Raw genomic sequence first — 25,374 nt, 5'->3', positions numbered from 1 at the left:
CCATGGCGGACGACAGCATCGCCGTCGTAGACTTAGACCGGTGTCAGCCCGATCGGTGCAGCTACGAGTGCAAGAACTACTGCCCGCCGAATCGAACCGGGAAGGAGTGTATCACCCTCCGCGGCGAGGAGGCTGCCGAGGGCCAGCCCGAACAGATCCACATCTCCGAGGAGATCTGTCTGGGCGAGACCTGTGGCATCTGCGTCGAGAAGTGTCCCTTCGACGCGATCGAGATTATCAACCTCCCGCAGGAACTCCAGGACGAGCCCGTCCACCGCTACGGCGAGAACGCCTTCTCGCTGTACGGCCTCCCCGCGCCACAGGAGGGCCAGGTCACCGGGATCCTCGGTCCCAACGGGATCGGAAAGACGACCGCCGTCCGCATTCTGGCCGGCGAACTCGAGCCGAACCTCGGCCGCCACGAGGAGGAACCGGGCTGGGACGAGGTGCTCGAGGCCTATCGCGGAACCGAACTGCAGGACTACATCGCGGACGTGCGCGACGGCGACATCACGATCGCGAGAAAGCCCCAGTACGTCGATCAGATCCCGAACAGTTTCGACGGGAACACCCGACAGCTGCTCGAGCGAACCGACGAGCGCGATGCGCTTGACGAACTGGTCGAACGGCTCGAGATCGGGCCGGTCATGGAGCAGTCGATCGACGACCTCTCGGGCGGGGAGCTCCAGCGGGTCGCCATCGCGGCCACGCTCGCCCGCGATACGGACTTTTACTTCCTCGACGAGGTCACGCCGTATCTGGATATCGGCCAGCGCGTGACTGCGGCGCGGCTGATCCGTGAACTCGCCGAGGAAGCGGGGAAGTCGGTACTCGTCGTCGAACACGACCTCGCGATTCTCGACTTGCTCGCGGACACGCTCCACGTCGCCTACGGTGAGCCGGGTGCGTACGGCGTCATCACCTCGCCGAAATCGGTCCGCAACGGGATCAACGAGTACCTCTCGGGCTACCTCGACAACGAGAACATGCGGATCCGGCCAGATCCCATCGAGTTCGAGGAGCACGCGCCCCGAACCGAAACCTACGGCGACCCGCTCGTGGAGTACCCCGACCTCACCAAGAGCTACGGCGAGGGCGAGTTCTCCCTCGAGGTCGAGGGCGGCGGGATTCGCGAGAACGAAGTGCTGGGAGTCGTCGGTCCGAACGGGATCGGGAAGTCGACGTTCGCGAAATTGCTCACCGGGAACCTCACGCCCGACGGCGGCGATACCGACCTCGATCTCGATATCTCCTACAAGCCCCAGTACGTCACGATCGACCAGCACATGCGGGTCGACGCGTTCCTCTCGTCGATCACGGACCAGTTCGGTTCCTCGTACTGGAACACCGAGATCGCCCAGCCGCTCCAGTTAGAGCGGATCATGGAGCAGAACCTGTCGGATCTCTCCGGCGGCGAACGCCAGCGGGTGGCCATCGCGGCCTGCCTGTCGGACTCGGCCGACCTCTACTTGCTCGACGAACCCTCGGCCCACCTCGACGTCGAACAGCGAGTGCAGGCCTCCAAGGCGATTCGGCGCTACGCCGAACAGCAAGACGCCACCGTGATGGTTATCGACCACGACATCTACATGATGGATCTGCTCGCGGATCGACTGATGGTTTTCGACGGCGAGCCCGCGGTTCACGGTCGTGCCGGCCAGCCACAACCGATGCGCGACGGCATGAACGAGTTCCTCGCGAACCTCGAGGTGACCTTCCGCCGGGACGAGCGCACCTCGCGGCCGCGGATCAACAAGCCCGACTCGCAGCTGGATAGTCAGCAGAAAAGCGAGGGCGAGTACTACTACGCGCCGTAGGCCGGCGGCTCGGAATTCGGCAGTCGGTACCGCGTCAATACTATAGCTGGCAGGAATTAGCTAATCAGTCGCTGACAGCTCCCGCAGAGATTCTCCTCTTTGATGTCGACTTCGCGGACGGTCGGCGAGAAGTTCATGACACAGCGGTTGTTGTCACAGTGCTCGAGGCCGTAGGTATGGCCGATCTCGTGGACGATCTCTTTGCGGACGCGGTCTTCGAAGATGTCGGCGGCGCTCTGGTTCGAGAAGCCGCCGTCGCTCGAGGTCTGCAGCCGGTAGGTCGAGACGACGCTCCCGCTGCCGTCGAGGTAGGCCAGTCCGAAGACGTAGTTGCGCCGTCGGTAGAAGAGGTCGTGAGGAGTGATCGCGATGTTTTTGGTGCCGCGGCCGACCCGCTCGGCGAGCTGAATGAACGTCTCGGCGGAGTACTGGTTTCGATCGGAGTCGTAGGCTCCGTTGGGGACCGACTGCGAGTCGTTGACCGACACGTCGCAGTCGTAGACCGATCGCAACGCGGTGGAGGCCGCCCGCTTGACCTCGGCGGGGACGTTGCCGACCGGCACGATATCGACGAGCATAGCAAGTGCTATGGCCGCGGGTGGCATAAACGTCCCGCCGTGGCCCACTCTCGCCGGAATCTCGAGACCATGAACGATCACCTCGCGCGCTACGAGCGCGCCGTCGAGATCGGGATCGGTCGCCGGACCGACTCCGCTCGAGCGCTCGCGGAACGGGGAGTGTCGGTCACCGCGACCGACATATACGATCGCGACGTACCGGAGGGGGTACAGTTCGTTCGCGACGATATCGTCGATCCCGACCCCGCGATTTACGCGAGTGTAGACGTGGTGTACGCGCGAAACCTGCCGCCGGAACTCCACCGGCCGGCGCTCGAGGCGGCCCGCAACGCCGACGCCGATTTCCTGTTTACGACGCTGGGCGGTGACCAGCCCGCAGTGTCGGTCGAACGGAAGACGATCGCAGAGGGGACGCTGTACGTCGCTCGAGCGCTGCCGTCAGCTTCGGAGTGACTGCGATTGGCGGCACGGTCGTGCCGGAACGGCACAGCCGAACGGACCGGCACGAATGAATTATCCCCTTGCGGTACATTCCGGCGATCGTGAACGCCGAGTACGTCACCTACGCGCTCGCAGCCGTGCTCGCCGTTGCGGTGCTGGCGGTGGTAGTCGTTGGTATCACCGTCCTCGCTCGATTCCTGTTCCGGCTCTTTACGGCCCCGGGCGTCGTCGTCCACGAGTTCGCCCATAAACAGGCCTGCGACCTCGTCGGAATCCCCGTCCTCGAGGTCGCGTACTTCCGGTTCGATGATCCGCCGGGGTATGTCCGACACGTCACGCCCGAGCGGTATCGGGCGTCGTTCGTCGTCAGCGTCGCGCCGTTTCTCGTCAACACGGTGGTCGCGTTCGCCGCGTTCCTGGGTCTCACAGCGCTCGTCACGGCGGTCGGTGATCTCCGGACCGTCCCGAACGGGACGATCGCCGCCGCAACCGTCCTCGGCTGGCTGGGGCTCTCGATCGGGATGCACGCGTTTCCGAGCAGAGGGGACGCGAACGTTCTCTGGACTCGGTCGCGCGCCGAGTGGCGGAGGTCGCCGAGGGTGTTACTCGGTGTTCCGATCGTCATCGTGATCTACGTCGCGAACCTGCTCTCGTGGCTCTGGGCGGACGTACTCTACGCGATCGGCCTGTTCGTCCTGGCGGCGTGGGTCGTGGGGCTCGGCCCGCTCTGAAATCGGTCTCTTTTATCCCCGTCGGCCCGTTCGGACGGCTATGAACGCAGATGCCGTCGTCCTCGATATCGACGGGGTACTCGTCGACGTGGCCGACTCCTACCGGCGAGCGATCGTCGAATCCGTCGACGCGGTCTACGACCGGACGATCCGCAAGGACGACATTCAGTTGTTCAAAGACGCGGGCGGGTTCAACAACGACTGGGAACTGACGGACGCCGCCGCGCTCTACATCCTCGCGACCGAGGAGGGCTATCGCGACTCGCTCGAGGAGTACACCGACGGGATCGCCGCGGCGGGCGGCGGCCTCGAGGCGGCCGAAACCGTCGTCCGCGAGGCGATCGGCGCGCGGGCGACCCAGCGCGTGACGAACCGCTGGGACCGCGAGCGGCTCCGCGACGTCTTTCAGCAACTGTATCTCGGCGACGAACTCTATCGCGGCCTCGAGGACGGCGAACCCGACCTCGAGCGTGAAACGCCGGGCTTCATCCACGACGAGCCGGTGTTGCTCGACGCCGAGGCGAGAGATCGGCTGCTCGAGGGGGACGACGTCGGCGTCCTGACCGGTCGGCCGGAAGCCGAAGCCGAGATCGCGCTGGACCGAGTCGGGCTCGACGACGCGATTCCGGTCGAACACCGCTTTACGATGGACGACTGGGAGGAGGGGAAGCCCCATCCGCGGGCGTTGACGACGCTCGCGGATCGATTCGACGCCGAGTCGGTCGTCTTCGTCGGCGACACGCTGGACGATATCCGGACGGCGGTCAACGCCGGCGACGCCGATTCGACCCGGGAGTACCGCGGAATCGGCGTGCTGACCGGCGGGCTGACCGGCGAGGAGGGACGGCGGAAGTACGAGCGCGAGGGCGCGGCGGCGGTCATCGAGTCGATCAACGCGCTACCGGACCTGCTCGAGTCGTAGCCGTCTCGATCGGGGCGGTTCCGACCGTCTAGGGGGATTATTCGCCGGGGAGACGCACGAAGGTCAGCCAGAAATTTTCGAACGAGCGGCCGAGGTCGATGAATTCGTCGGGTTCGACCGGTTTCTGGACGTACGCGTTCGCGTGGAGGTCGTACGAACGGGCGATGTCCTCTTCCGACGCCGAACTCGTCAGCACGATCACGGGGATCGACCGCAGCGCCCGTTCGGACTTGAGTTCGGAGAGGATATCGGAGCCGTCGACATCGGGGAGGTGCACGTCCAGCAGAATCATGTCTGGACGCGGGCTCTCGGCGTGGTCGTTGCGCTGGTGGACGAAATCGAGCGCCGCTTCGCCGTCGGTGACCGTGTGAATGTCGCTTGCGATGTTTGCGTCCTCGAACGATTCTGAGAACAGCCGCGCGTCGCCGGGGTTGGGTTCGACCAGCAGAATGGTGATCGCGTCCTCGATCGGTGGAGACATACACCTGTTTGGAGCGAGTCGGAAAAGAAGTATACGGTTCTCGAAGCTGAATGTGCTCGTTTGTACACGGTTATCGGGAAGTGATGGTTCCCGATCGAACGGATCGGTCGGCCGATCACGCGACCGGCTCGTCCAGTCGGCGACACGAATCGAATCGATCGTCGGTCAGATAGACGGTCTCGTCGCGAACGGTCACGGCGACGGCGTCGAGCGTCGCACCGCGGCACGGCCCGGCCGTACAGACGCCGTCACCGCACTCGAAGCGCGCGCCGTGTTCGTGACATACCAGCTGATCGTCGCGGACGATCGCGCCGGGTCCGGGATCGAGTCGAACCGTCGGCCTGTGCGGACACGAGTTTCGCCACGCGGACACCTCGTCGCCCGTTCGTCGGAGGATCAGTTCGGTTCCCTGATTCCCGGCCCGAGCCTCACACCGAAGCGTTCCGTTCGTCGGAACGGCCGCGAGCGGAGCGATGCGTCGGGGGCCGTCGCTCGCCGTCGCCGACCGTCCGGGAGCGATCCCGTCGGTTTCATCGGCTCCATCAGTCGCATCGGGTTCGTCGCCGCTCGAGCCCCCATCGCTTCCCCCGTCGACGCTGAATCGAAACGTCGCGTCGTCGGTCGAGACGTCGCCCTCGTCGTCGTAGACGCGAACGGAGGTGGATTCGTCGCGTCCCTCAAGCGTTACGCGGACAGGATCGCTCATACGCCCTATTTTCGGCCAGCCTAAAAGTGCGTTCCGGACCGAGTTGCCGCCCCCGAGATCGCGATCGAGCAGTCTATAGTAACAACTGCAACATTCACACACTGATCACACAGCCGTCGTGCGATCAGATGTGCAGTGACTTGCAGTGGCTACTATATTTCGGCCTTCGAGAACACGCGATATTCCTTTAGGGACGACGGGTGAACGACACGTATGGACGAAAACGTCACCGTCGACGTCGAGGTCGAAGTCGAAGTGGACTCAAACGAACTCGAGATCGAGGTCGGCGACGAACGGGAGTTCGAGGGTGAACTCGAGGCGAACGGGCTGACGATCGAAGTCGAAGCGGAGATCGAAGTCGAAGGCGAAGGCGACACGAGCGAGGAATCGACCGGTGGAACCGACGGGGACGAGAAGGCAGCGGAACGCGAAGCCGAAGAAACGGACTCCGAAGAAGACTGATCGGACTCGTGTCCGTGCTGGCGCACGGCTGAACCTCACCTCGAATTTATCAGTTCTCGAGTCTCGCACGTATCGAAACTGCTGTGTGCCGAAACGGTGAGAGTCAGAGCGGGTTTTATTGTCACCCCATCCGAACGTCGGGCCATGTACCGCGTGTTAATCCCGGTCGATACGAACGAGGAACGTGCGCTGGCGCAGGCCGAATACGTAACGTCACTGCCGAACGCCGCGGAGTCGGTCGAGGCCTACCTCCTGTTCGTCTTCACTGAGGACAGCGACGACCTCCCACAGGAGTTCGAGACGTTCAAGTCGGCCTCGCGGATCGGCTCCGTCCGCCGCGCTCAGGAGGCACTCGAGGACGCCGGCATCGAGGTGACGATCCTCGAGGACAGCGGCGACACGGAAGACGACATTCTCGCGGAAGCCGAGGCCTACGACGTCGACTCGATCGTTCTCGGCGGCCGAAAGCGCTCGCCGGTCGGGAAAGCGATCTTCGGCAGCACTACCCAGGGAGTCATTCTCAGTTCGGATCGTCCGGTGGTCGTCACCGGCGGCGGTGGTGAGGAGTAGCCACTCACGGCCGGGTAGACTCGGAGCGTCGCTTGTTTCCGCCGGCAGCCATCTTATCCGGAACGGGACCGTTCATCCAGTATGGAAATTCGGGAACCGAAACCCGACGAGGCCGAGCGGGTTCGCGAGGTCGCGGACAGTTCGATGACGAGTTCGTTCAGGCTCAGTCCACAGCAGATCGACGGGATTACCGACGGTCAGTTCGCCGACGAGGCCATCGTCGAGAAGATCGGCGACGAGGACACCCTGCTTCGCCTCGTCGAAACCGGCGAGGGGATCGACGGCACGACCATCGCTGGCTTCGTCGAGGGCCGCCTCGAGGACGAGTGGGGCGAAGTGAACTGGCTGTTCGTCGACCCCGAGCACCGAGGCAAGGGTATCGGAACGGAGCTGTACGAGACCGCGACCGAGGCCCTCCGCGACCGCGGTGCCGACCACGTCTGCGTGACCGTCCTCGAGGCCAACACCGAGGGCCACCAGTTCGTCGAACGGTTCGGCCTCGAGCACGACGGCGACCGCCGTATCGAGGTCGCCGGCGAGTCCCTGGTAAAGTACGTGTACACGGATTCGGATATCGACGTGGAGCTCCCGACGGAGTCGCGGGCGGATGAATCGGGTGACGAGGAGGAGGCGGAAGACGAATCGGGTGCGGAGGACGCGGAGGCGGACGAATTCCCCGAAACGGGGACGAAAAACGGTCATCTGTCGGCGACGAGCGACGACGGGAAAACGGTGTACATCGCTCGCGACGAGGAGGAGTCTGGCACTGCGGCGTCATTTTACGTCACCTACGAGGACGAGGCCCACGAGGAACAGTACGGCTACTACTGTGCGAACTGCGGCTCGCTCGACGTCTCGATGGACAACATGGAACGGCTCGAGTGTCGCGACTGCGGGAACTCCCACGCGGAGCGATCCAAAGAGTCGTACGACGACTCACACCTCTGACGTCGAGGGCAGCCGAGCGCCGTTACTTCGCAAAAATGCTGTCGGCCGTCGCCGCGCCGATGACGCTGAAGACCGAGCCCACGGCCACGGCTTTAAACGTGACCTCGGCGAACTCGCCGTTCGTCTCGGGCTTGAGGAACGTCTCGGGAGCGCCGAACAGGAGCGCGAGGATGGTGACCGACCCGAAGGTGACCAGCATCAGCGAGATGAAACGGATCGGGATCCCGGCGACTTCCTGTTCGTCGTCCGCGTCTCTGGTCGTGTCCGCCTTGTACAGCGCCGCGTAGCCGATAGTGAAGACGATAGCAACGATCGCCAGCGCCTGCAGGTCGTGCATGTTCCCCGCGAGCGTCCAGACCTCTTCGGTGACCACGAACGGACCGGCGAGCAAGAACCCGCCGACGACCTGCTGGGCCGAGTCCGCGAGCCGGAAGTCCTGCGGACGGCGCGGCCGGCGAAGCTTCATAGCGGGAAATTATGGTGGAGCGATAAAACGGTCCCGTTTGCGGCGGGCTCACACGAGCAACAGCAACGCGGCGTAGCCCGTCGCACCGCCGGCGAACGCCCAGAACCGGCTTTCGCGATCCGACGGCAGTTCCTCCTTGATCACGTTGAGTATAATTCCGCCGGCCAGAAACGGGACGGACACCGCGATGAGGAGTTCGACCGCCTCGAACGCGTACCCGACACCGGCACCGGCGATCACCGCCGCCGACAGTATCCACCGGCCGCGGCGGTGGTACGTCCGCCCGTGGTGGTCACGGAGGCTATCGTCCGTGACGAGAAAGTGCAGCGCCATCGCGACGGCAAACAGGAGGACACTGCCGAGTTCGCGGTCCCACAGGAGATAGCCGATGATCGCGTTGTAGGCGGCGAACGATCCGACGTGGATCCAGAAGACGCCGGTTCCGGCCGATTCGACGATTTCGTCCGGATCGGTATTCGACTGCCGAGTGAGCTGTTCGAGGCCGTAAAAGGTGACGAATCCGAGCAGCGCGATCAGATACCCGTGGTGTTCGGCAAAGGCGGTCGGGTCCCCGCGTTCCGCAAGCGTCGCCGCCGCGTCCCCGACGTCCGGAAGGAGGTGAACGAAGACGTACGCGACCGAGATGCCGCCGGCGATTGACAGCCATCGGCTTCGGGGTACCCGGCCGCTGACGCCCAGTCGGCCGGCGAAGAGGTGAATCAGGGCGAGGGCGATCGCGATCGCGAAAACGATCACAGCGTCGGATCGTACCGGACCGATCGAAGGCATCGACGGTGACGATACCACCGCCGCAAACGTAGGTCTGTGGCCGGCCGATTCATACGGTCTGCTGTAACGATTTACCGGTGCGACCGCAGGCCGTATCGCGGTCGCACCGGAACTGACTTACAGCAGTCCGTATCAGTCGTCGACGCTTTGTGGTCGATCTCCGCCAATCGGCATCGCGTCGCCGACGGTCCCCGCCGTCCGCTGGATGAGACGGCCGAACGCCCGGCGCCGGCTGACGAACAGTACTGTCCCGAGGACGATGTAGATCGCGCTGTAGACGAGCAACAACTCTGTGCTCGAGACCGGCAGCGTCGCGTAATCTCTGATGATGATGAACTCGAGGAGGACCTGCGAGAGGAACAAGACGAGCAGGGTGAGCGCTTCTCCGACCGAGATTTCGAACCGGACTAGCAGCGAGACGGCGAAAAATGACTGGGCGGCGGTCAACCAGATCTCCGCGGACTGCTTGAAGTCGAAGGCGAGCACGCCGTAGCGACCCAACGCGAGTGAGTGAACGACGACGAGGGTCCCGATGAGCAGCGTCCACTGGTTGAGCTTCGACGAGATGAGCGCGTTAAAGCCCGCGGTCGAGCGCGCCTTGTTCACCAGGTAGACGACGACGATGAGCTCCGGCGCTTCGGAGGCCAGTGGTGCGATCCACTGGATCATGAAAAAGGAGGGGATACCGACGCTCTCACCGAGGGACTCGAGCCCGTGTGCGAAGGGCTCGACGGCGGTAAAGATCATCACGCCGGAGTAGGCGAAGAGCACGAGGACGGTCGCGATTCGGCCCGGTCTCGAGAAGCCCTGAAGGTACGCCGGCACGCCGACGTGGTCCATGTCCGGTTCGACCTCGCCGCGGAGGATGACCGCGATGTAGCTGACGTAGAGGCCGACCAGAAACAACATGTCGAAGACGTCGATTCCGCCGTTGAGCGGGACGAGGAACGCCCAGAGCGTCGCGATGAGGAGGAATACGATCTCGAGGCCGATCTCTCGGTCGAGGATGACGACGTCAGTGAGGAAGCCGGGACGGTTCTCGACGGCGGGATCGGCCGACGACCCCCGGCGGAAGATCGTAAAGAGGGCGACGCCGGCCCAGCCGATTCCGATGAGGATCCGGTTCGCGCCGGTCATGTTGGCGACCGCCAGATTGCCGGCCTCGACTCCTCGTTCGGTTCCCGCGAACACGCCCGCGTTCCACGCGTAGAGCGCGTCGACGGCGTATTCGGGCGCGACCGCCAACACGGCGAGGACCGCGATGGCGAACGCTCGTGGCACGTCCTTTTCGGCGGTTTCAGCGGCCCACGCGAGGAGGAACGCCGAACCGAGGACGGTGAGTCCGGTCACGGTCACCGTGGCGAGCGTCGAGAGCGTTCGGAGCGCAGCCGGCGCTCGATACTCGAACCCGAGGACCGTCGCGAGCCAGGGGAGGAGATCGGTGGCCACCACCACGGCGACCCAGGGGAGTGTCAGTGCGACCGCGGCCGAAATCGCGCCGAGCGCTCGTCGTCTCATGGAACTCGTCTCGAAACGGGTACCGAACGAAAGAGCATACGTACTGCGATCCGATGTCGATACTGCCTGCTACTGCGGCGCTACTGCTGTGGTGTCCGTTCCTCGTAGGGCTGGACGACGACGAATCCCTCCGAGCCGGTGAACTCGAGCTGGTAGGTCTCGTCCGAGGACTGCCCGATCATGTTCGAGAGGGCGCTGTCGACGTGACTACTGGGAGTGGTCCCGCTCCAGGCGACGGTCGCACTGGGATCGGTCCTGACGGGAGGTGTCAGGACCAGCGGTTCGCCGTGGGTCGTGATCGCGACGCTGCCGGGACCCTCGAGGAAGACGTTGGTCATGCCGCCGGCCGAGAAGCCGGCGATGCTCTTGACGGTCCGAATCTCGTAGTTCACGCTCGACTCGAACGCGAGCACGTCGTTCCCGTTGACCGAGATCGACTGGCCGGCGTCGAGTTCGAGGAGCTGGATCTTCTTTTCCCGATCCGCCAGATAGAGATGCCCCGTACCGGTTGCCTCCATCACGGGCGTTCCCTCGCTCGTGGCTTTCTCCTTGAGGAATCCGGTGATTCCGCCTTCGGCGGAGGACTTCCCCTTGAATGAGATGTCCCCGTCGTACGCGATCATCGATCCGGCCTTGGCAGTTACCGAACCGTCGAGGTCGACGTCCAGTAGCTTGCCGTTCTCGAGCTGGAAGGTCTCGCCGCCGTCTTTCGGTTCGTTCGCGCTGACGAATTCATCGACGTTCATGGTATCTCGAGCCAGACGGCTCTCCTGACCCTTGGGCGGGAGCGGAGAAATAGTTACTGATACACCACTTTCAGGGCGACGTGAACGACTGCTCGGCGTCGCTCAGGCACCGCTCCGAACGAAATCGGCCGCCTTCTCGGCGATCATCGTCGTCGGCGCGTCCGTGTTGCCGCTCGTGATCGTCGGCATCACCGAGGCGTCGACGACGCGTAGCCCCTCGATCCCGCGGACCCGGAGCCGGTCGTCGACGACGGCCATGTCGTCATCGCCCATCTTGCAGGTGCCGACGGGATGGTACAGCGTCTCGGCCGTCTCGCGGATGTGCTCGATCAGTTCCTCGTCACTTTGCACATCGGAGCCGGGGAGGACCTCCGCCCCGCGATACTCGTCGAACGGCTCCGCCTGCAGGATCTCCCGGACCAGTTTGACCCCCTCGAGCAGCACCTCGAGATCGTCGCCCTCGGTCAGATACCGCGGATCGATGGCCGGTTCGTCGAAGGGGTCGGCGGACTCGAGCGCGATCCGGCCGCGGCTGTCGGGACGGAGCCGGAGCGCGCCCAGAGAGAAGCCGTGCCCGTCGGGGTTGTCGAACCCGTGATCGACGAAGTACGACGGGGCGAAGTGAAACTGGATATCGGGCCGGTCGGCGTCCTCGGCGACGGTCGCGAAGCCGCCGGCTTCGGCGATGTTCGAGGTCAGCGGTCCCTGCTTCAGCACCAAGAACGTGAGGAGGTTCCGGATCGAGTCCGCGTCGGCGAGACTGATCGATTGTTCGCACTCGTAGTTGACACCGACCTGCAGGTGATCCTGGAGATTTCGGCCGACGCCGGGAAGCGCTTCGACGACGGAAATACCGTGTTCCGCGAGGTGGTCCGCCGGGCCGACGCCGGAGAGCATGAGCAGGTGAGGCGAGTTGACGGCACCGGCCGAGAGGATGACTTCCTCGGTCGCATCGACCGTCGCGGGACTCCCGTCGGCATCGTCTCGAGCGTACTCCACGCCGACCGCCGTCGTCCCGTCGAAGCGGACCCGCGTCACCCGCGCGCCCGTCACCGCGGTCAGGTTCGGCCGATCCAGCGCCGGTTTCAGGTACGCGTCGGCGGCACTGTGGCGACGGCCGTCCTCCTGGGTGACCTGGTAGAAGCCGACCCCGTCCTGCTCGCCGGCATTGAAGTCCTCGTTGCGGGCCAGGCCGCCCGCCCGTCCGGCATCGACGAACGCCTCGCTGAGTTCGTTCGGCGACCGGAGGTCGGCGACGTGACGCGGCCCGCTGATCGAGTGGTAATCCGAAGGGCCGCGCTCATTGTCTTCGGCCCGCATGAAAGAGGGGAGGACATCCTCGTACCCCCAGCCGTCGTTCCCCAGATCCGCCCAGTGATCGTAGTCCGCGGGCTGGCCGCGCACGTAGATCATCGCGTTGATCGAACTCGAGCCGCCGAGGGTCTTCCCGCGGGGCCAGTAGAGCTCCCGGTCGTTGAGTTCCGACTGCGGTTCGGTGTGATAGTTCCAGTCGACCCCCGATTGGAACAGGTCCGAGAACGCCGCCGGAATGCCGATCTCGCGGTTCTCGTCCGGCGTCCCGGCCTCGAGCAGCAGTACCTCGGTGTCGGCGTCGGCCGACAGCCTGTTCGCGAGCACACACCCCGCCGGCCCCGCGCCGACGATCACGTAATCGGCGGACCGTCCTTTCCCTGACATGTTACCTCATACCATATTGCGAGACTGTAATAAACGTTTCACTGAGAGAACGATGACCGAGAGGGCGGTTGGAATTATATACGGGGTCTCCGAATATGCTGCCTCGAATGCAACACGAGGTGTGCAACGAGGCGGGCGACCGCGACCTCGTCTTCGTGCTGGGGTGGGGCAACAGGATCGAACACGAGAACGTCCGGTGGCTCGTCGACCGACTCACTGAGGCCGACTACCGCGTCACCGTCTTTCAGCTACCGACCGTCGTCACCGACTTCGAAACGGAATGGGTGAAACCGATCGCCGACGTCGTCGACGAACTCGAGTCGTACCGACTGTTCACCCACAGCACGGGCGGCCTCGTCGCCGAGTACCTCGAGGGGGCCGAGCACCGAGTCTACCTGAGTCCGTGGTGGGGGTTCCACGCGGACATGCGGAATCCGATCGTCTCGCTGGCGATGACGCTCCCCCTCTCGCGATCGATTCTCCCGACCGGGGGCACGGACCGGGAGATGCTGGGCGCGCTCGCCACCGACCGGCAACTCGAGGACACGCCGAGCCGCGTCGCGCCGACCTTCCTGCGGGAGGCGAAGCGCGCCCAGTCGCACCTGCCGCCGTTCCAGTTCGAGGAGACCGGCGTCGTCTTCTACACGCCCGACGACGCCGTCGTCAGCGCTGCGACGATCGAAGAGCGAGCGCCCGAGGCGAACCGAATCGCCTACGAGGGCGGCCATCAGCTGTTCGACTCGCCCGCGCGGGACGAGCACATCGAAACGGTCCTCGCGGCGCTTGAGGACGGCCCCGCGGCGCTGCAGTGACCGCGGTAGTCCCGTCCGTGACCGGGGAACGATCACCCCGGATATCAACGGCCTGAACGTGTAACGCGACGCCGGAACTGCGAGCGGATGGAAGGCGCGGTAGATGGTTCGTCGGAGAACTGGAATCGCACTGCTCCTCGCAGTCGTCCTGCTCGTCGCAACCGCGGCCTACGGCGTCCTCGCGGTGGACCGGCCGCAGGTCGAATCGGTCGACAACGAGTGGGGGACCGTCACGAACGACCGGACCGAAGTCGAAACGCGGATCGGCGTCGACAATCCGCTGTTGCTCCGCGTCGGCGACGCCGCGGCGGACGTCTCCTATACGGTTTCGATGAACGACATCGAGTTCGCGACGGAGCGAGAAAATCGCGTCCACCTCAGTGGCGACGAGAGTACCGTCAGCGTCTCGACTCGGCTCGACAACGACGAGCTCCCCGAGTGGTGGGCCTCCCATATCAATCGCAACGAGACGACGACGGTGCGAGTCCAACCCGACGTCGTCGTCGACGTCGCCGGCATCCGCCTTCCGGCGGACGAGTGGACGCGCACTCGAACAGTCCACACGGACCTGCTCGAGCCGCTCGAAACGAACGAGAGTCAGGAGTTTCAGGCGTACGGTCGGACGGTACTGGTCGTCAACGAGACGAACGCGGCGTGGGGGAACGCTACCGCGAACCGAACGCCGATCGACGCGTCGGCAACGGTGACCAACCCGACGCCGATCCCGGTCCCGATCACGGAGATCAGGTACACGGTCCAGTTGAACGGAATCGTCGTCGGAACGGGTACCGCCGCCGACCGGACCGTGCTGGGGCCCGACGGGACGCAATCGCTCGAGGCGACTGCGGCCATCGATAACTCCAGACTCGACGAGTGGTGGGTCACGCACCTCCGGAACGACGAGGCGTCGAACCTGACCGTCGACTTCGACGCGACCCTCGAGTACGGCGGCGTCGAGCGCACGGTCCCGCTCGATTTCATCTCGTACGAACGGACGTTCGAGACGGACCTGCTCGGCGCGGCGGACTCGAGTGCGAACGAGTCGGCGGGGAACGAGTCTGCGGGGAACGAGTCGGCGAGTGCGATGAGACCGATCGATCCGTGAACATCAAGCGCGCCGAAACAACCACCACCCGGTCGGCTTTTTCGGACTCCGCCACGTGTACCCAGACATGACCGACTTCCGCGGAGCGTGGACCGAAGACGAGGTCGAGGAGTTCCTACAGGAGGCGACGATCCCGATCCGAATCGCCACCCGACGGCCGGACGGCTCGCCGTGGGTCGTCACGCTGTGGTTCCGCTATCGAGACGGCGTGCTCGAGTGTGCAACGGGGGCGAACGCGGACGTGGTGAGCTTCCTCCGACGTGATCCCGAAGTCGCCTTCGACATCTCGACCAACGACATCCCCTACCGCGGGATCAGGGGGAACGGAACCGTCGAGCTCTCGTCCGACAGCGACAAGACGGTCCTGCGAGCCCTCATCGATCGATACCTCGGCGGGACGGGGTCCCCGCTCGCACAGCGACTGCTCGACGACGACCGCGACGAGGTTCGTATCCGACTCGAGCCGCGAGCGGTCTACAGTTGGGACTATAGCGAACGGATGGGGAAAGTCACGAGCGAAAAGTCCGAATAACGTCCGGTAGTACGTCCGGTTCCGTCTCGCGGTGTCCGGTCGGTCAGTCGTCGGCGCTGGGTTTGATCGCCTTCGGCCCGTCGGAGTCGTCGCCGCGCGGGAAGTTGTCGATCGTCTCCTCGCGGAACGCCTCCTCGTCGAACTCGTACTCGTCGCCGAGGAACTCGAGCACCGTGTTCGTGTCCCGCATGGCGTTCTTGAGACACGTCGAGGCACCCGGCGACGGCGTGATGTTGAAGATGACGTCGTCGCCGACGATCTTGGCCTCGCCCATATCGAGGGACTTGTTCTTCGTGTCGACGATCTGCGGGCGAACGCCGCCGTAGCCCTTGGCGCGTTCGATGTCCTCGAGTTCGACGCTCGGGACGACCTTCTGAACGTGGGGCAGGAACTGTTTCCGGCCGACGTTCGGGAGGTCGTAGACGAGGTTCCGAAGCACGTACGGCAGGAGGATCCGATCCGAGAGGATGTTGGCGTAGCTCAGGAACGCCGCCGCGTTCAGTCCGAACACGTCGAGGAAGTCTTTGACGGTCGTGATGCGCCCGCGCTCGAGCGTGGGGACGAGCTTCGCGGTCGGCCCGAATCGCGTAATGGACGAGTCGTGAACGTCCGCGTCGCCGTGGACGGCGGCGAAGGGCAGTTTCTTCATCTGGAGCGTGTAGACCTTCCCGTTCAGGAGGTCGTCCGCGAGGAAGAAGCTCCCGGCGATGGGGAGGAGGACCTTGTCCTGGCCGTAGCCGAGTTCCTTCGCGATCTGGAGGCTGTGCGAGCCGGCCGCGACGACGGTGGCGTCACAGTCGAAGCGCCCGTCGTCCGTCTCGATCGTGTAGCCCTCGAGCGTCGGCGTGATATCCGTGACTTCCGTCCCGGTGAAGACGTCGACGTTCGCCTCCGCCTCGGCCTCGGCGACGAACGACTTCGTCGTCTCGCCGTAATCGACGACGTAGCCGTCCGGCGTCTGCAGCGCGAGCATGTCCTGCGAGGGATCGCGGCCCTCGACGACTTTTGGCTCGATCTCGCCGATTTCCTCGCGATCGATCGGTCGAAGCTTCGGGTAGAGGTCGCCGAAGCCGTCGTCCTCGTACCGTTGCTCGAGTTCCGCGACCTCCTCGTCACCGACGCCGAGCACCATCTTGCTGCGCTTGGCGTGCATCTCTCGGTCGGGGTCGGTGTTCTCCAGATAGCCCGCAAGGAGTTCCGCTCCCTCTTTGACCTCTTCGGCCTTCTCAAGCGTGTAGTTCGTCTCGATGTCTCCGAAGTGGAGGGTCTGTGAGTTGTTCGTGTGGTGGGAGTTGATCGCTGCGATCTCCGATTCCTTTTCGATCAGCGCGATCGAGTCGATATCAGTGAACTTCGCAGTCGTGTATAGAAGTGATGCACCACTGATACCACCGCCGACGATTACGAGGTCGTATTTACCAGACATTATTGATCGGTGTGGGTCGGTATTGCAAGTGCTCGACTCCAGACTGATAACTCATATTTTTTCGATCGAGTTTTCGACGGTTGTCGTATCCCTCATCGACGGCTGTATTCTCGGACTTCGGATACCAGGAAGAGAGTGCCCAGATTGTCATATATTGGGCCTCTACCCAGGAATACAGCTGGAGAAACCCACTCGTGATCCGGCAATCCGCTCCCGTTCTCGTCTCTCATCCTCGGCGATCCGGTGTCATTCAGCCGCAGTTGTATCGACAGTCGACGTACCGGTTACAACCCGTGCTCCCGAGCGCGAGAGTGACGAATCACTCGTCGCACAGCGGCAGGACGAAAACGCACGTATAGAACGGGAGTAAACTCTCGAGTCGTTGTCTTCGCTCTGTGGTCTCCGAGGAGGGACGATCCGTTTCCGGGTTCGGTCTACTCGCGCGAGTCGTGTTCCTGATAGATGACGTGGCCACACGCCTTGCAGTGTGACGCATCGTGGTCGTGATACGAGAGTCCACAGTTCGGGCACGTGACGTTGATCTTCCCCCTGTGGCTCCACTCGCGGACGATCCTGCTCGCCTGCCAGGGGATAACGATGATACCGGCCAGGATCGCAGCTACCGTGACCCACCGCCCTGCGGTCGTGATCGGGACGATATCGCCGAATCCGACGGTCGACAGCGCGACCACGACGTAGTAGAACGCGTCACCAAACGTACTGACGTCGGGGTTAACAACGTGTTCCGCGCTGTAGAACAGGCCAGCAGAGACGAAAAGAAGCACCAGCACCGTCAACAACAGCTTCAGCGCGCGTAAGGCGTTATCCGAAATCGTCCCAAAGAAGAACTCCGCATCCTGCGTAAACCGGTAAAACCGGAGGACGCGGACGACCCGAACCACGCGCAGGAAGCCGACGTTGGCAACCATCGCGACGCCCGGCAGCAACACCACGAGGAACGTCGGAAGAATCGCGATCAGGTCGACCACGGTGTAGGGATCGGTGGCCTCCTCGAGGCGATTCGCCGCACCGTAGAGTCGGAGGATGTACTCCACCAGAAACACGGCGGCGATCGCGATCTCGAGTCGCCAGAGTCGAGACTGAAGCTCGGCGGAGAGCGGATAGGTTTCCGCGACGAAGACGGCGACGAAGACGAGGTTGAGTACCAACAGCGCGATGTCGATCGCCTTTCCCAGCGGCGTCCGGTGATCCAGGAGATAAAACCGGACGGCTTCCCGAACGTCGCGGCCGCCGGGCGACAATTCGATCGGCATTCGACAGTCGTACTCCGAGTGCAAGATACGTAGGCCCTCGGATTATCGAACACGGCCAGTCTCACCGCACCCGGCTCGTTATCACCCCATCGAGGGCCAGTCGGAGTCCGACTAGACTTTAGGTGTTCACCGGATATGATGCACGTGAATTCTAACGAGGTCCGTCGCCAGTGGGCAGAGCGGACCGGAGAGTACTCCCCGGAGTATTACGCCTACTACGGCCCGGACGAGCGCAGCGAGTCGATTCTCGAGCGTCTCGAGCGCTTCGTCGACCGAGACGCGTCCGTCCTCGAACTCGGCTGTAGTTCGGGCCGACACCTCGCACACCTCTACGAGCACGGCTTCGACGACCTGACCGGGATCGACGTCAACGGCGACGCGTTCGACGTCATGGAGGAGACCTACCCGGATCTCGCCGACGCCGGCACGTTCTACCACGACACCATCGAAGGCGTCGTCGGCGACTTCGACGACGACCAGTTCGACGTCGTCTACTCGGTCGAGACGCTCCAGCACCTCCACCCGGACGCGGAGTGGGTCCTCGAGGACATCTGCCGGATCACCGACGACCTCCTCATCACGGTCGAAAACGAGGGCGAAGACGATGAGCAGACCGATCACCCGGAGTCGGCCGACCCCGACGTGAGCTACGTCAACGACGACTTCCCTCTCTACCACCGCGATTGGAACCGCGTGTTTACCGAGCTCGGGTTGCTCGAGGTCGACGTCGAGGTGGGCAAGCGAGATACCGTCCGAGCCTTCCGCACGTCGCAGGAGTAGGTTTTTTTGTGGGCTGCTCGAGCGGTCGGTTCAGCTCGACTCGTACTCGACGAGTTCGACCTCGAGGTCGAGATCGCCGTCCTCGGTGTAGGTAGCCACGTAGGGAGCGCTCCCGCCGTCCGAGCCGCGGAGACAGCTCTGCTGTGAGAGTTCGCCGTCGACTGTCGTCTCGACGAAGACGCACTCGAGCCCCGCGTAGGAGCGTTCCGCCGTGACCTCGGTGATCTGGGTCCCCTCGTCGGTGGTTGTCTGTTTGCGGTTACCGACCGAGGGGTTCGTAAAGCCCATCTCGAAGTAGTAGAGCAAGGATGCGCTCTGGAGGGCTAAGACCGGCGCGTGTGCGGGTGTGAGGAACAGCTGGCCCCTCACCTCGTCACCGGGACTGGTTATCGTCGATTGATACTGCTCGTCGCCGAACTCGTAGTCGACGCTCACGGTCACCTCCTCGCCGGCGTCCTCGATGTCGTACACCAGGTGCCCGGTGACCTGTTCGCCGGTCTCCTCATCCATTCCCGCGAGGTCGAAGGCGTAGTAGCCCGGTCGACTCAGGTTGAACCAGTCGTCGTCCGCGTCGACCATCGAGTTGAAGTCGTCGCCGTCGGCATCGCTGCTGCCGGTCCCATCGTTTTCGCCGTTTCCGACGTCACCAACCCCGCCCATCCCGGTACAGCCCGCAAGGGCGACCGAGAGGACGACCGCCAGCGTCAGCAGGGTGTGGGCAGTCAGTCTCGTGTTCAGGAGTCGAGCCAGTCCGGATTGTCCGTGTGATTCGTTCATGTATCGTGTCGTACTTCCGCGTTCAGTTCGTTTCGACGGCGAATGACTCGACGACTCGCGCGGCGAGTTCGTCGAGTCCGTCGTCGTCGTTCCAGTCCACTCCGAGGACGTACCCGGTCTCGCCCTCGATGGCGAAGAGATACGTGAGCCGCCAACGCTCACCATCGGGCACGCTCCAGTAGGCGCAATCGATCACCTGACCCGTCCCACCAGGCTCGAGGAAGCGGTCTCGCCGCTCGATGCGCTCGATCGTCCGGACGTGCTCGTCGGCCTCGAGGGTCTCGAGGAAGTTCGCGACGTACTCCGCCAGCGTGAGGGCGACGCCCTCGTCGACGGAGACGGTCGCGCCGGCCGAGCCCGTCCGGTCGTCAAATGACGCCCCGCCCGCGGGCTCCGTCTTCGCGGACCAGGTCGTCGGATACGCGAGTCGGTAGCCGTACTCGTCGTCGGCGTACGCCTCGAACGGCGGTGTCGGTTCCGCACTATCCATCTCATCGTCACTGGTCCCATCCGCTCGGCCATCGCTCGCTCGTTCGGCCGTATTCCCCGTTTCCTTCCGGTTCGTGGGCACGCCGTCACCTCAGACCAGCCTGTCTGCGATTCCAGCGACGACGGGCAGGCGGATCGTCTCGCCCCGGTAGGACGTGACCATGAGATAGGCCCAGATCGCGAACCCGCCGACCGCGAGTCCCAGCCAGAGCAACCCGAGGAACAACGAGATGATGCTCCCGATGATGAACGAGTTCAGACTGGCGAACAGAATCGTGACGATAGTCCCGACGACGCTCACTGCGATAGACGACAGTATGAACAGGCCGGAAACAACCATGCTCTGGGCGGCGTGAAACCGCACGAACCGGTTGTCCCCTTCGATCACGAAGAAGAGCAGCCCCGTGATAAACCCGAACAGATACGAGAGCGCCCCCGCGATGTTCGGCTCGAGCCCCGATTCGGTTTCTACTGCGTCCGCCGCGCGTTCGGCCTCGATATCGACGTCTTGTGTATTACTTGCCATTAGTGGTATCGGTGAGGGGCTCCGTCGTCGTGCCCGCTCCAGTACCAGTCAGCAGGCGCGACAGTCGGTTATATGAACCGAGTGGGATCATTTCAGCCGGTGACATCATCTCAAGTCGCGAGACGACGCTCGGCGACTACTATAGTTCAGTTCCGCTCGAGAGAGTCGCAATAGACGCGAGATACCGTCTCGTCGTCGCAGGATCGGTGACTGACCAGTGGACTTAAGAGCATCATGAGTCACTATCACCGTGTGAATGGATGCCGAGGGACTCATCGAAATCGTCCGGCAAAAGCCGGTGCTCGACGCGTTACGTGAGAAGGGTGGGATAGATCGACGAGAGTTAGAAGAACGCCTGGATGTCTCTCGGTCGACCGTCCACCGGTTCACCCGATCGCTCCGGGACAGCGGCCTGATCGAACGCATCGACGGCGAGTTCGTCCTCACGCCGTTCGGTGAGGTAACCGCTGCGGAGGTCGCCGAATTTCAGTCGACTCTCGAGGCCGCGTCGGAACTCGCCCCCGTCCTCCAGGTTGCGGCCGCTCACGACATCGACATCGATATCGCGGCGTTCACGGGCGCAACCGTGACGACGGTTGCGCCCGGGGATCCCTACCGCCCGGTGAATCGGTTCATGTCGCTGGTGAAAACGACCGAGACATTGCGGGGGCTCGACCCAGCGACCATCAACCCGCTGCACCTAGACGAGTTGTCCGACCGCATCAACGCCGGGATGGAAACGGAGGCCGTCTATCCGTTGGCGGTACTCGAGGAGGTCCTTACGTCGAACCCGGAACGGGCACGCTCAGTCATCGAAAGCGGAAATCTGACGTTTTGGATCCACGATGACATCCCGTTCGGACTGACGCTCTGTGACGACCGGATCGGAGTCGGCATCTACGACGATGAGACGGGTCTGTTGCGCACGTACGTCGATACCGATTCACAAACCGCACGCGAGTGGGCCGAAGCTGTCTATACGAAATATCGCACCGAAGCGACTCCTCTCACGGAGGATCTCGACCGCTTTCGGTTTTGATGGCGGAAACTGGGCCGTGATATTTGATACATTCTTCATCACGTCGTGAACCGCGCTCAATATATCAGTTCGGTATAGTTTATGGACTGGATAGCTCTCACCGAACGAGTTCGTTCGCGGTGATCGGAGCGTATAACAACAACAACACAGCGGATCGAGGCCGCTACTCGATGCGGGTGAAATAGATGGATCGACAGGCGTTCGAAGAGCTGAAAACGCGATTTTCCGGCTCGAGTTGGGCATACTGGAGTGCCGAATTCCCGAGAAACCGGCGGGTATAGTTTTCCCGTAACGTGTTTGTGAACGCCAAGCGTTATGCATTCGTAGCGCTACGTGAACCCATGGGATCCTCGGGTTCGGCTCAAGACATCTCTACGGAGGACGTTCGGAGTCTTTTTACACGGTTAGAGCAGCCGTCTGAACCGATTGCTGCGGTGGAGGTCGCCGAGAAACTGGAATGTGATCGTCGAGCCGCTCGTCACAGTCTCGAGGAACTCGTTGAACGCGGTGAGCTGCAGACGAAGCGGATTTGCGGCGCGACTCAGGTCTGGTGGCATGCGGAACCGGAGGAGTTTACTGCCTTTGTTGATGCGGTGGAAGACTACGCCGTCTTCAGGCTCGATCCGAATGGTACTGTTGTCAGTTGGAATACCGGAGCGGAACGGATCAAGGGCTACGAGGAAAGCGAAATTGTCGGTGAGCACTTCTCTACGTTCTATACCGAGGAGGATAGCGACTCTGGAGTTCCGAAAGAGAACCTCGAAGTCGCGGCAGAAGAGGGCCGTGTAGAAGAGGAAGGCTGGAGGGTCCGTAAGAACGGTAGCGAGTTCTGGGCAAACGTCACTATCACCGCCATTCGTGACGATACTGGTACGCTTCAGGGGTTCACGAAAGTCACGCGTGACATGACCGAGCGCCAGGAGTACGAACAACAGCTGCAACAGGAACGCGATCTCACCGAACAGATCTTCGAGACCGTCCCGGTCAGTATCTATACGATCAATTCCGAAGGCGAGTTCATCCGAGCGAACCAGCGAGCTCTCGAGCGTATTGATAGCGAGGAATCTGAACTCACGGATTACACTGTCGAATCGTGGGAGATCTACGATAGTACGGGAGAGCCGATTCCGTTCGACGAGTATCCATGGACGCAGGTCGTCGAAACCGGCGAAACCGTCTACGGTTACGAGTGTCAAACTGATGTTCCGGGCGGTCGTCGTCGGTGGCTTTCGATTAATGCCGCTCCGATTCAGAGTGAAGAGAACGAAGACGATCGAATCGTCTTTTCCGTAGACGATATCACGGAGCAGAAGGAGCGTGAGCAACAACTCCGTCGCGAATACAAACAGACTGAGAAACTGTTGCGGACGGCACCGATCGCGATTGCCGTTCAGGATGCCGAGGGTGAGACGGTGATGGCAAATCAGCAAGCCCAAGAAGCTCTTGGATTATCCGAACAGGAGATCATTGAGGAGCCCGAAAACCCTGATGAGTGGGATCTATATGACGCAGATGGTAACTTGGTCCCTCCTCATGAAACACCATCTGCTCGCGTTTTAGCGACTGGAGAGCCAGTATCTGACGAGGAATTTATCTTCGATCTGCCGACCGGCGAACAGATGCATTTCCGCCTGAGCGCTACTCCAATATGTAGCGGCGACGGAACCATCGAACGCGTGATAACGACCGGTGAAGAGATCACGGAGCTCAAGAGACGTGAACGACAGCTCGAACAGCGCAAGACCGAACTCGAGACGGAGCTGAGCGAGATTCTCGGTCGGATTTCTGACGCGTTCTACGCGCTTGATAACGAATGGCGATTTACCCACCTCAACGACCAGGCCGCCCAGCCGATGCAACAACCGAAAGAGGAACTACTCGGTCAGAAAGTCTGGGACGTCATGCCTGCGGAGTCGGAGAGCACTTACCGAGAGAAGTATCAAACGGCGATGGAGAAACAGGAACCGATCAGCTTCGAAGTGTACGAGGAAGACTTCGACTCCTGGTATGAATACAATCTCTACCCCTCGGATAGCGGGCTTTCGGTCTACTTTCGAGATGTGACCGAACGAGTGGAGCATGAGCGAGAGCTCACGAAGTACGAAACGATCGTTGAGACGGTTAATGACGGGATCTACGTCAAAGACGAGGACGGGTACTTCACGATGGTCAACGAGGCCTACGCAGAGCTGACCGGCTACGACCGTGAAGCACTAGTTGGAGAACACGCCTCCCTGGTCGTCAACGAGTCCACAGTCGAACAATCACGGGATATAACAGCAACAGCCGACGATAGACCTGAGAACCCGGTCTTAGAGGCGGAGATTCAGACGGCAGGTGGTGACCGTGTCCCTGCAGAGGGAACCTTCGCAACGTTACAGACTGACGGCGAACAGGAGGAAGTCGGTATCGTACGAGATATCACCGAACGGAAGGAGCGAGAGCAGGCGCTCCGTGAACGTGAACGCCATCTCAAACGGTACAAGGAGTTCACCGACGATATTCTGGATGCCGTTGGAGACATATTTTATCTGGTCGGCGAGAACGGTGACCTTCAGCGGTGGAATGAGAGTCTCAGTGACGTAACAGGATTTTCAGATTCGGAGGTCGGGTCGATGCATGCTCTAGAGTTCTTCAGCGAGGACGAACACGAGAACATCTCGGCCACTATCGCTGAAGGGTTCGAAGCCGGCAACGCACAGGTAGAAGCAGAAGTCCTCACCAAGGATGGCGAGTCTATCCCCTATGAGTTCGTTGCGTCAACGGTCGAAGACCCCGACGGGAATGTAGTTCTGACGGGGATTGGCCGTGATATCACTGACCGTCGGAAGTACGAGCGCAAGCTCGAGGAGTCCAACGAACGTCTCGAACAGTTCGCATATGCTGCGTCTCACGACCTACAGGAACCCTTGCGGATGGTTACGAGTTATCTGCAGCTTCTCGAAAACCGGTATAGTGATGAACTCGATGAGGACGCGGAAGAGTTCATCGAGTTTGCCGTCGATGGCGCTGACCGGATGCGTGAGATGATTGAGGGGCTGCTACAGTACTCACGGGTCGAAACACAAGGCGACCCGTTCGAGACAATCGATCTGGACGCGATTCTTTCTGCGGTACGTGATGATCTTCAACTGCAGATTGAGGAGAGTGACGCCGAGATCACAGCCGAATCATTACCGTGTGTCGAGGGTGATCCCAGTCAATTGCGTCAAGTCTTCCAGAACTTGTTGGACAATGCGATCGAGTATAGCGGCGACGAACCACCACAAATAGAGATCGCTGCTGAACGGAATGGTGGAGACTTGCGTCTCTCGATCCGTGATGAGGGGATTGGTATCGATCCCAGCGATACCGATCGTATTTTCAAAGTGTTCCAGCGGCTTCACGGGCACGACGAACACGAGGGGACTGGTATCGGTCTCGCTCTCTGTCAACGGATTATCGAGCGACACGGTGGTGAGATCTGGGTCGAGTCCGAACCCGGTGAGGGAGCGACCTTCTCGTTCACGTTGCCTGCAGCGGATGAACCCGGCACCAATCGAGAATGACTGACCTCTCTGTAACTGGTACGGAGTCCAGAGCCCTGAAAGCGTAAAAAGGCAGTATCTGGCAGACCAGTCTGGAATGAAGTCTTCTGGCTGGGTTTGGCTGAGGTGAGTATTCCTACTCGATCGTTGAAGATCGATTCATAGAATAGCCATCGAGCATGTGAAAGTGGTAGCCTCGGCACTCATAGGGCTC

General features: G+C 62.2%; 26 protein-coding genes. 13 read left to right on the top strand and 13 right to left on the bottom strand.

Going from position 1 to position 25,374, the window contains the following annotated elements; genetic code table 11:
• Positions 1–2: 2 nt before the first annotated feature.
• Complete coding sequence (locus CP556_RS09235; RefSeq protein ID WP_098725349.1) at positions 3–1,817, top strand: ribosome biogenesis/translation initiation ATPase RLI; 1,815 nt, start codon at positions 3–5, stop codon at positions 1,815–1,817.
• Between the two features lie 56 nt (positions 1,818–1,873).
• Here the strand turns inward: CP556_RS09235 and CP556_RS09230 are convergent, their stop codons facing one another.
• Complete coding sequence (locus CP556_RS09230; RefSeq protein WP_098725348.1) at positions 1,874–2,395, bottom strand: archaemetzincin family Zn-dependent metalloprotease; 522 nt, start codon at positions 2,393–2,395, stop codon at positions 1,874–1,876.
• Between the two features lie 39 nt (positions 2,396–2,434).
• Here CP556_RS09230 and CP556_RS09225 point away from each other — a divergent pair, with 39 nt between their 5' ends.
• The 3 genes from CP556_RS09225 (at position 2,435) to CP556_RS09215 (ending at position 4,489) form a co-directional block, all read left to right on the top strand.
• Positions 2,435–2,848: a UPF0146 family protein gene (locus CP556_RS09225; RefSeq protein ID WP_255291436.1), complete on the top strand. Its 414-nt coding sequence runs from the start codon at positions 2,435–2,437 to the stop codon at positions 2,846–2,848.
• Positions 2,849–2,937: 89 nt separating this feature from the next.
• Complete coding sequence (locus CP556_RS09220; RefSeq protein WP_098727341.1) at positions 2,938–3,567, top strand: metalloprotease family protein; 630 nt, start codon at positions 2,938–2,940, stop codon at positions 3,565–3,567.
• A 40-nt stretch (positions 3,568–3,607) separates the two neighbouring features.
• On the top strand, positions 3,608–4,489 hold the full coding sequence (locus tag CP556_RS09215; RefSeq protein ID WP_098725346.1) for a TIGR01548 family HAD-type hydrolase: 882 nt from the start codon (positions 3,608–3,610) through the stop codon (positions 4,487–4,489).
• Positions 4,490–4,526: 37 nt separating this feature from the next.
• Here the strand turns inward: CP556_RS09215 and CP556_RS09210 are convergent, their stop codons facing one another.
• Both CP556_RS09210 and CP556_RS09205 read right to left on the bottom strand, forming a co-directional pair.
• On the bottom strand, positions 4,527–4,970 hold the full coding sequence (locus CP556_RS09210) for a response regulator (protein WP_098725345.1): 444 nt from the start codon (positions 4,968–4,970) through the stop codon (positions 4,527–4,529).
• A gap of 115 nt (positions 4,971–5,085) precedes the next feature.
• Positions 5,086–5,676, bottom strand: a complete 591-nt coding sequence (locus CP556_RS09205; protein WP_098725344.1) for a Rieske (2Fe-2S) protein — start codon at positions 5,674–5,676, stop codon at positions 5,086–5,088.
• Between the two features lie 213 nt (positions 5,677–5,889).
• Here CP556_RS09205 and CP556_RS09200 point away from each other — a divergent pair, with 213 nt between their 5' ends.
• The 3 genes from CP556_RS09200 (at position 5,890) to CP556_RS09190 (ending at position 7,656) form a co-directional block, all read left to right on the top strand.
• Positions 5,890–6,138, top strand: coding sequence for a hypothetical protein (locus CP556_RS09200; RefSeq protein WP_098725343.1), 249 nt, complete (start codon positions 5,890–5,892; stop codon positions 6,136–6,138).
• A gap of 144 nt (positions 6,139–6,282) precedes the next feature.
• Positions 6,283–6,708 (top strand): universal stress protein, encoded by a 426-nt coding sequence (locus CP556_RS09195; RefSeq protein WP_098725342.1) that lies wholly within the window; start codon positions 6,283–6,285, stop codon positions 6,706–6,708.
• A gap of 81 nt (positions 6,709–6,789) precedes the next feature.
• Positions 6,790–7,656, top strand: a complete 867-nt coding sequence (locus CP556_RS09190) for a GNAT family N-acetyltransferase (RefSeq protein ID WP_098725341.1) — start codon at positions 6,790–6,792, stop codon at positions 7,654–7,656.
• 22 nt (positions 7,657–7,678) lie between these two features.
• Here CP556_RS09190 and CP556_RS09185 read toward each other — a convergent pair whose 3' ends face one another.
• The 5 genes from CP556_RS09185 to CP556_RS09165 all read right to left on the bottom strand — a co-directional run bounded on the left by CP556_RS09185 (position 7,679) and on the right by CP556_RS09165 (position 12,873).
• On the bottom strand, positions 7,679–8,122 hold the full coding sequence (locus tag CP556_RS09185; protein ID WP_098725340.1) for a DUF2391 family protein: 444 nt from the start codon (positions 8,120–8,122) through the stop codon (positions 7,679–7,681).
• 48 nt (positions 8,123–8,170) lie between these two features.
• Positions 8,171–8,911 carry a hypothetical protein gene (locus tag CP556_RS09180; protein ID WP_098725339.1) on the bottom strand — a complete coding sequence of 247 codons (741 nt, stop codon included), beginning with the start codon at positions 8,909–8,911 and terminating at the stop codon, positions 8,171–8,173.
• Between the two features lie 132 nt (positions 8,912–9,043).
• On the bottom strand, positions 9,044–10,429 hold the full coding sequence (locus CP556_RS09175; protein ID WP_098725338.1) for a sodium:calcium antiporter: 1,386 nt from the start codon (positions 10,427–10,429) through the stop codon (positions 9,044–9,046).
• Between the two features lie 80 nt (positions 10,430–10,509).
• Positions 10,510–11,175 (bottom strand): AIM24 family protein, encoded by a 666-nt coding sequence (locus CP556_RS09170; protein ID WP_098725337.1) that lies wholly within the window; start codon positions 11,173–11,175, stop codon positions 10,510–10,512.
• 102 nt (positions 11,176–11,277) lie between these two features.
• Positions 11,278–12,873, bottom strand: coding sequence for a GMC family oxidoreductase (locus tag CP556_RS09165; protein ID WP_098725336.1), 1,596 nt, complete (start codon positions 12,871–12,873; stop codon positions 11,278–11,280).
• A 107-nt stretch (positions 12,874–12,980) separates the two neighbouring features.
• On the opposite strand from CP556_RS09165, the gene CP556_RS09160 reads away from it, so the two are divergent.
• The 3 genes from CP556_RS09160 to CP556_RS09150 all read left to right on the top strand — a co-directional run bounded on the left by CP556_RS09160 (position 12,981) and on the right by CP556_RS09150 (position 15,322).
• Positions 12,981–13,685, top strand: coding sequence for an alpha/beta hydrolase (locus CP556_RS09160; RefSeq protein WP_098725335.1), 705 nt, complete (start codon positions 12,981–12,983; stop codon positions 13,683–13,685).
• A 103-nt stretch (positions 13,686–13,788) separates the two neighbouring features.
• On the top strand, positions 13,789–14,790 hold the full coding sequence (locus CP556_RS09155) for an LEA/WHy family protein (RefSeq protein ID WP_098725334.1): 1,002 nt from the start codon (positions 13,789–13,791) through the stop codon (positions 14,788–14,790).
• 67 nt (positions 14,791–14,857) lie between these two features.
• Complete coding sequence (locus CP556_RS09150; RefSeq protein ID WP_098725333.1) at positions 14,858–15,322, top strand: pyridoxamine 5'-phosphate oxidase family protein; 465 nt, start codon at positions 14,858–14,860, stop codon at positions 15,320–15,322.
• Positions 15,323–15,365: 43 nt separating this feature from the next.
• Here CP556_RS09150 and CP556_RS09145 read toward each other — a convergent pair whose 3' ends face one another.
• Both CP556_RS09145 and CP556_RS09140 read right to left on the bottom strand, forming a co-directional pair.
• A complete protein-coding gene (locus CP556_RS09145) occupies positions 15,366–16,748 on the bottom strand; it encodes an FAD-dependent oxidoreductase (RefSeq protein WP_098725332.1) in 1,383 nt (460 codons plus the stop codon).
• Positions 16,749–17,182: 434 nt separating this feature from the next.
• Positions 17,183–18,022: a potassium channel family protein gene (locus tag CP556_RS09140; protein WP_098725331.1), complete on the bottom strand. Its 840-nt coding sequence runs from the start codon at positions 18,020–18,022 to the stop codon at positions 17,183–17,185.
• A gap of 144 nt (positions 18,023–18,166) precedes the next feature.
• Between CP556_RS09140 and CP556_RS09135 the strand changes: the two genes are divergently transcribed.
• Positions 18,167–18,802, top strand: coding sequence for a class I SAM-dependent methyltransferase (locus CP556_RS09135; RefSeq protein ID WP_098727340.1), 636 nt, complete (start codon positions 18,167–18,169; stop codon positions 18,800–18,802).
• 30 nt (positions 18,803–18,832) lie between these two features.
• On the opposite strand, the gene CP556_RS09130 is transcribed toward CP556_RS09135, so the two are convergent.
• From CP556_RS09130 to CP556_RS09120, 3 genes are read right to left on the bottom strand one after another with little or no spacing between them, the layout of a single operon-like run.
• Positions 18,833–19,579: a hypothetical protein gene (locus CP556_RS09130; protein WP_098725330.1), complete on the bottom strand. Its 747-nt coding sequence runs from the start codon at positions 19,577–19,579 to the stop codon at positions 18,833–18,835.
• 22 nt (positions 19,580–19,601) lie between these two features.
• On the bottom strand, positions 19,602–20,150 hold the full coding sequence (locus tag CP556_RS09125; protein WP_141551657.1) for a hypothetical protein: 549 nt from the start codon (positions 20,148–20,150) through the stop codon (positions 19,602–19,604).
• A gap of 9 nt (positions 20,151–20,159) precedes the next feature.
• Positions 20,160–20,594, bottom strand: coding sequence for a DUF4870 domain-containing protein (locus tag CP556_RS09120; protein ID WP_098725328.1), 435 nt, complete (start codon positions 20,592–20,594; stop codon positions 20,160–20,162).
• 256 nt (positions 20,595–20,850) lie between these two features.
• On the opposite strand from CP556_RS09120, the gene CP556_RS09115 reads away from it, so the two are divergent.
• Entirely contained in the window at positions 20,851–21,633 is a 783-nt protein-coding gene (locus CP556_RS09115; RefSeq protein ID WP_098725327.1) for a helix-turn-helix transcriptional regulator, read from the top strand.
• A gap of 341 nt (positions 21,634–21,974) precedes the next feature.
• The gene (locus tag CP556_RS09110; protein ID WP_098725326.1) at positions 21,975–25,181 is read left to right on the top strand and encodes a PAS domain-containing sensor histidine kinase; all 3,207 of its coding nucleotides are present in this window, start codon (positions 21,975–21,977) and stop codon (positions 25,179–25,181) included.
• The last annotated feature ends 193 nt before the right edge of the window (positions 25,182–25,374 follow it).

Source organism: Natrinema sp. CBA1119 (genome assembly GCF_002572525.1).
Taxonomy (GTDB): Archaea; Halobacteriota; Halobacteria; order Halobacteriales; family Natrialbaceae; genus Natrinema.
This window is presented reverse-complemented; position numbering and strand designations above follow the sequence as displayed.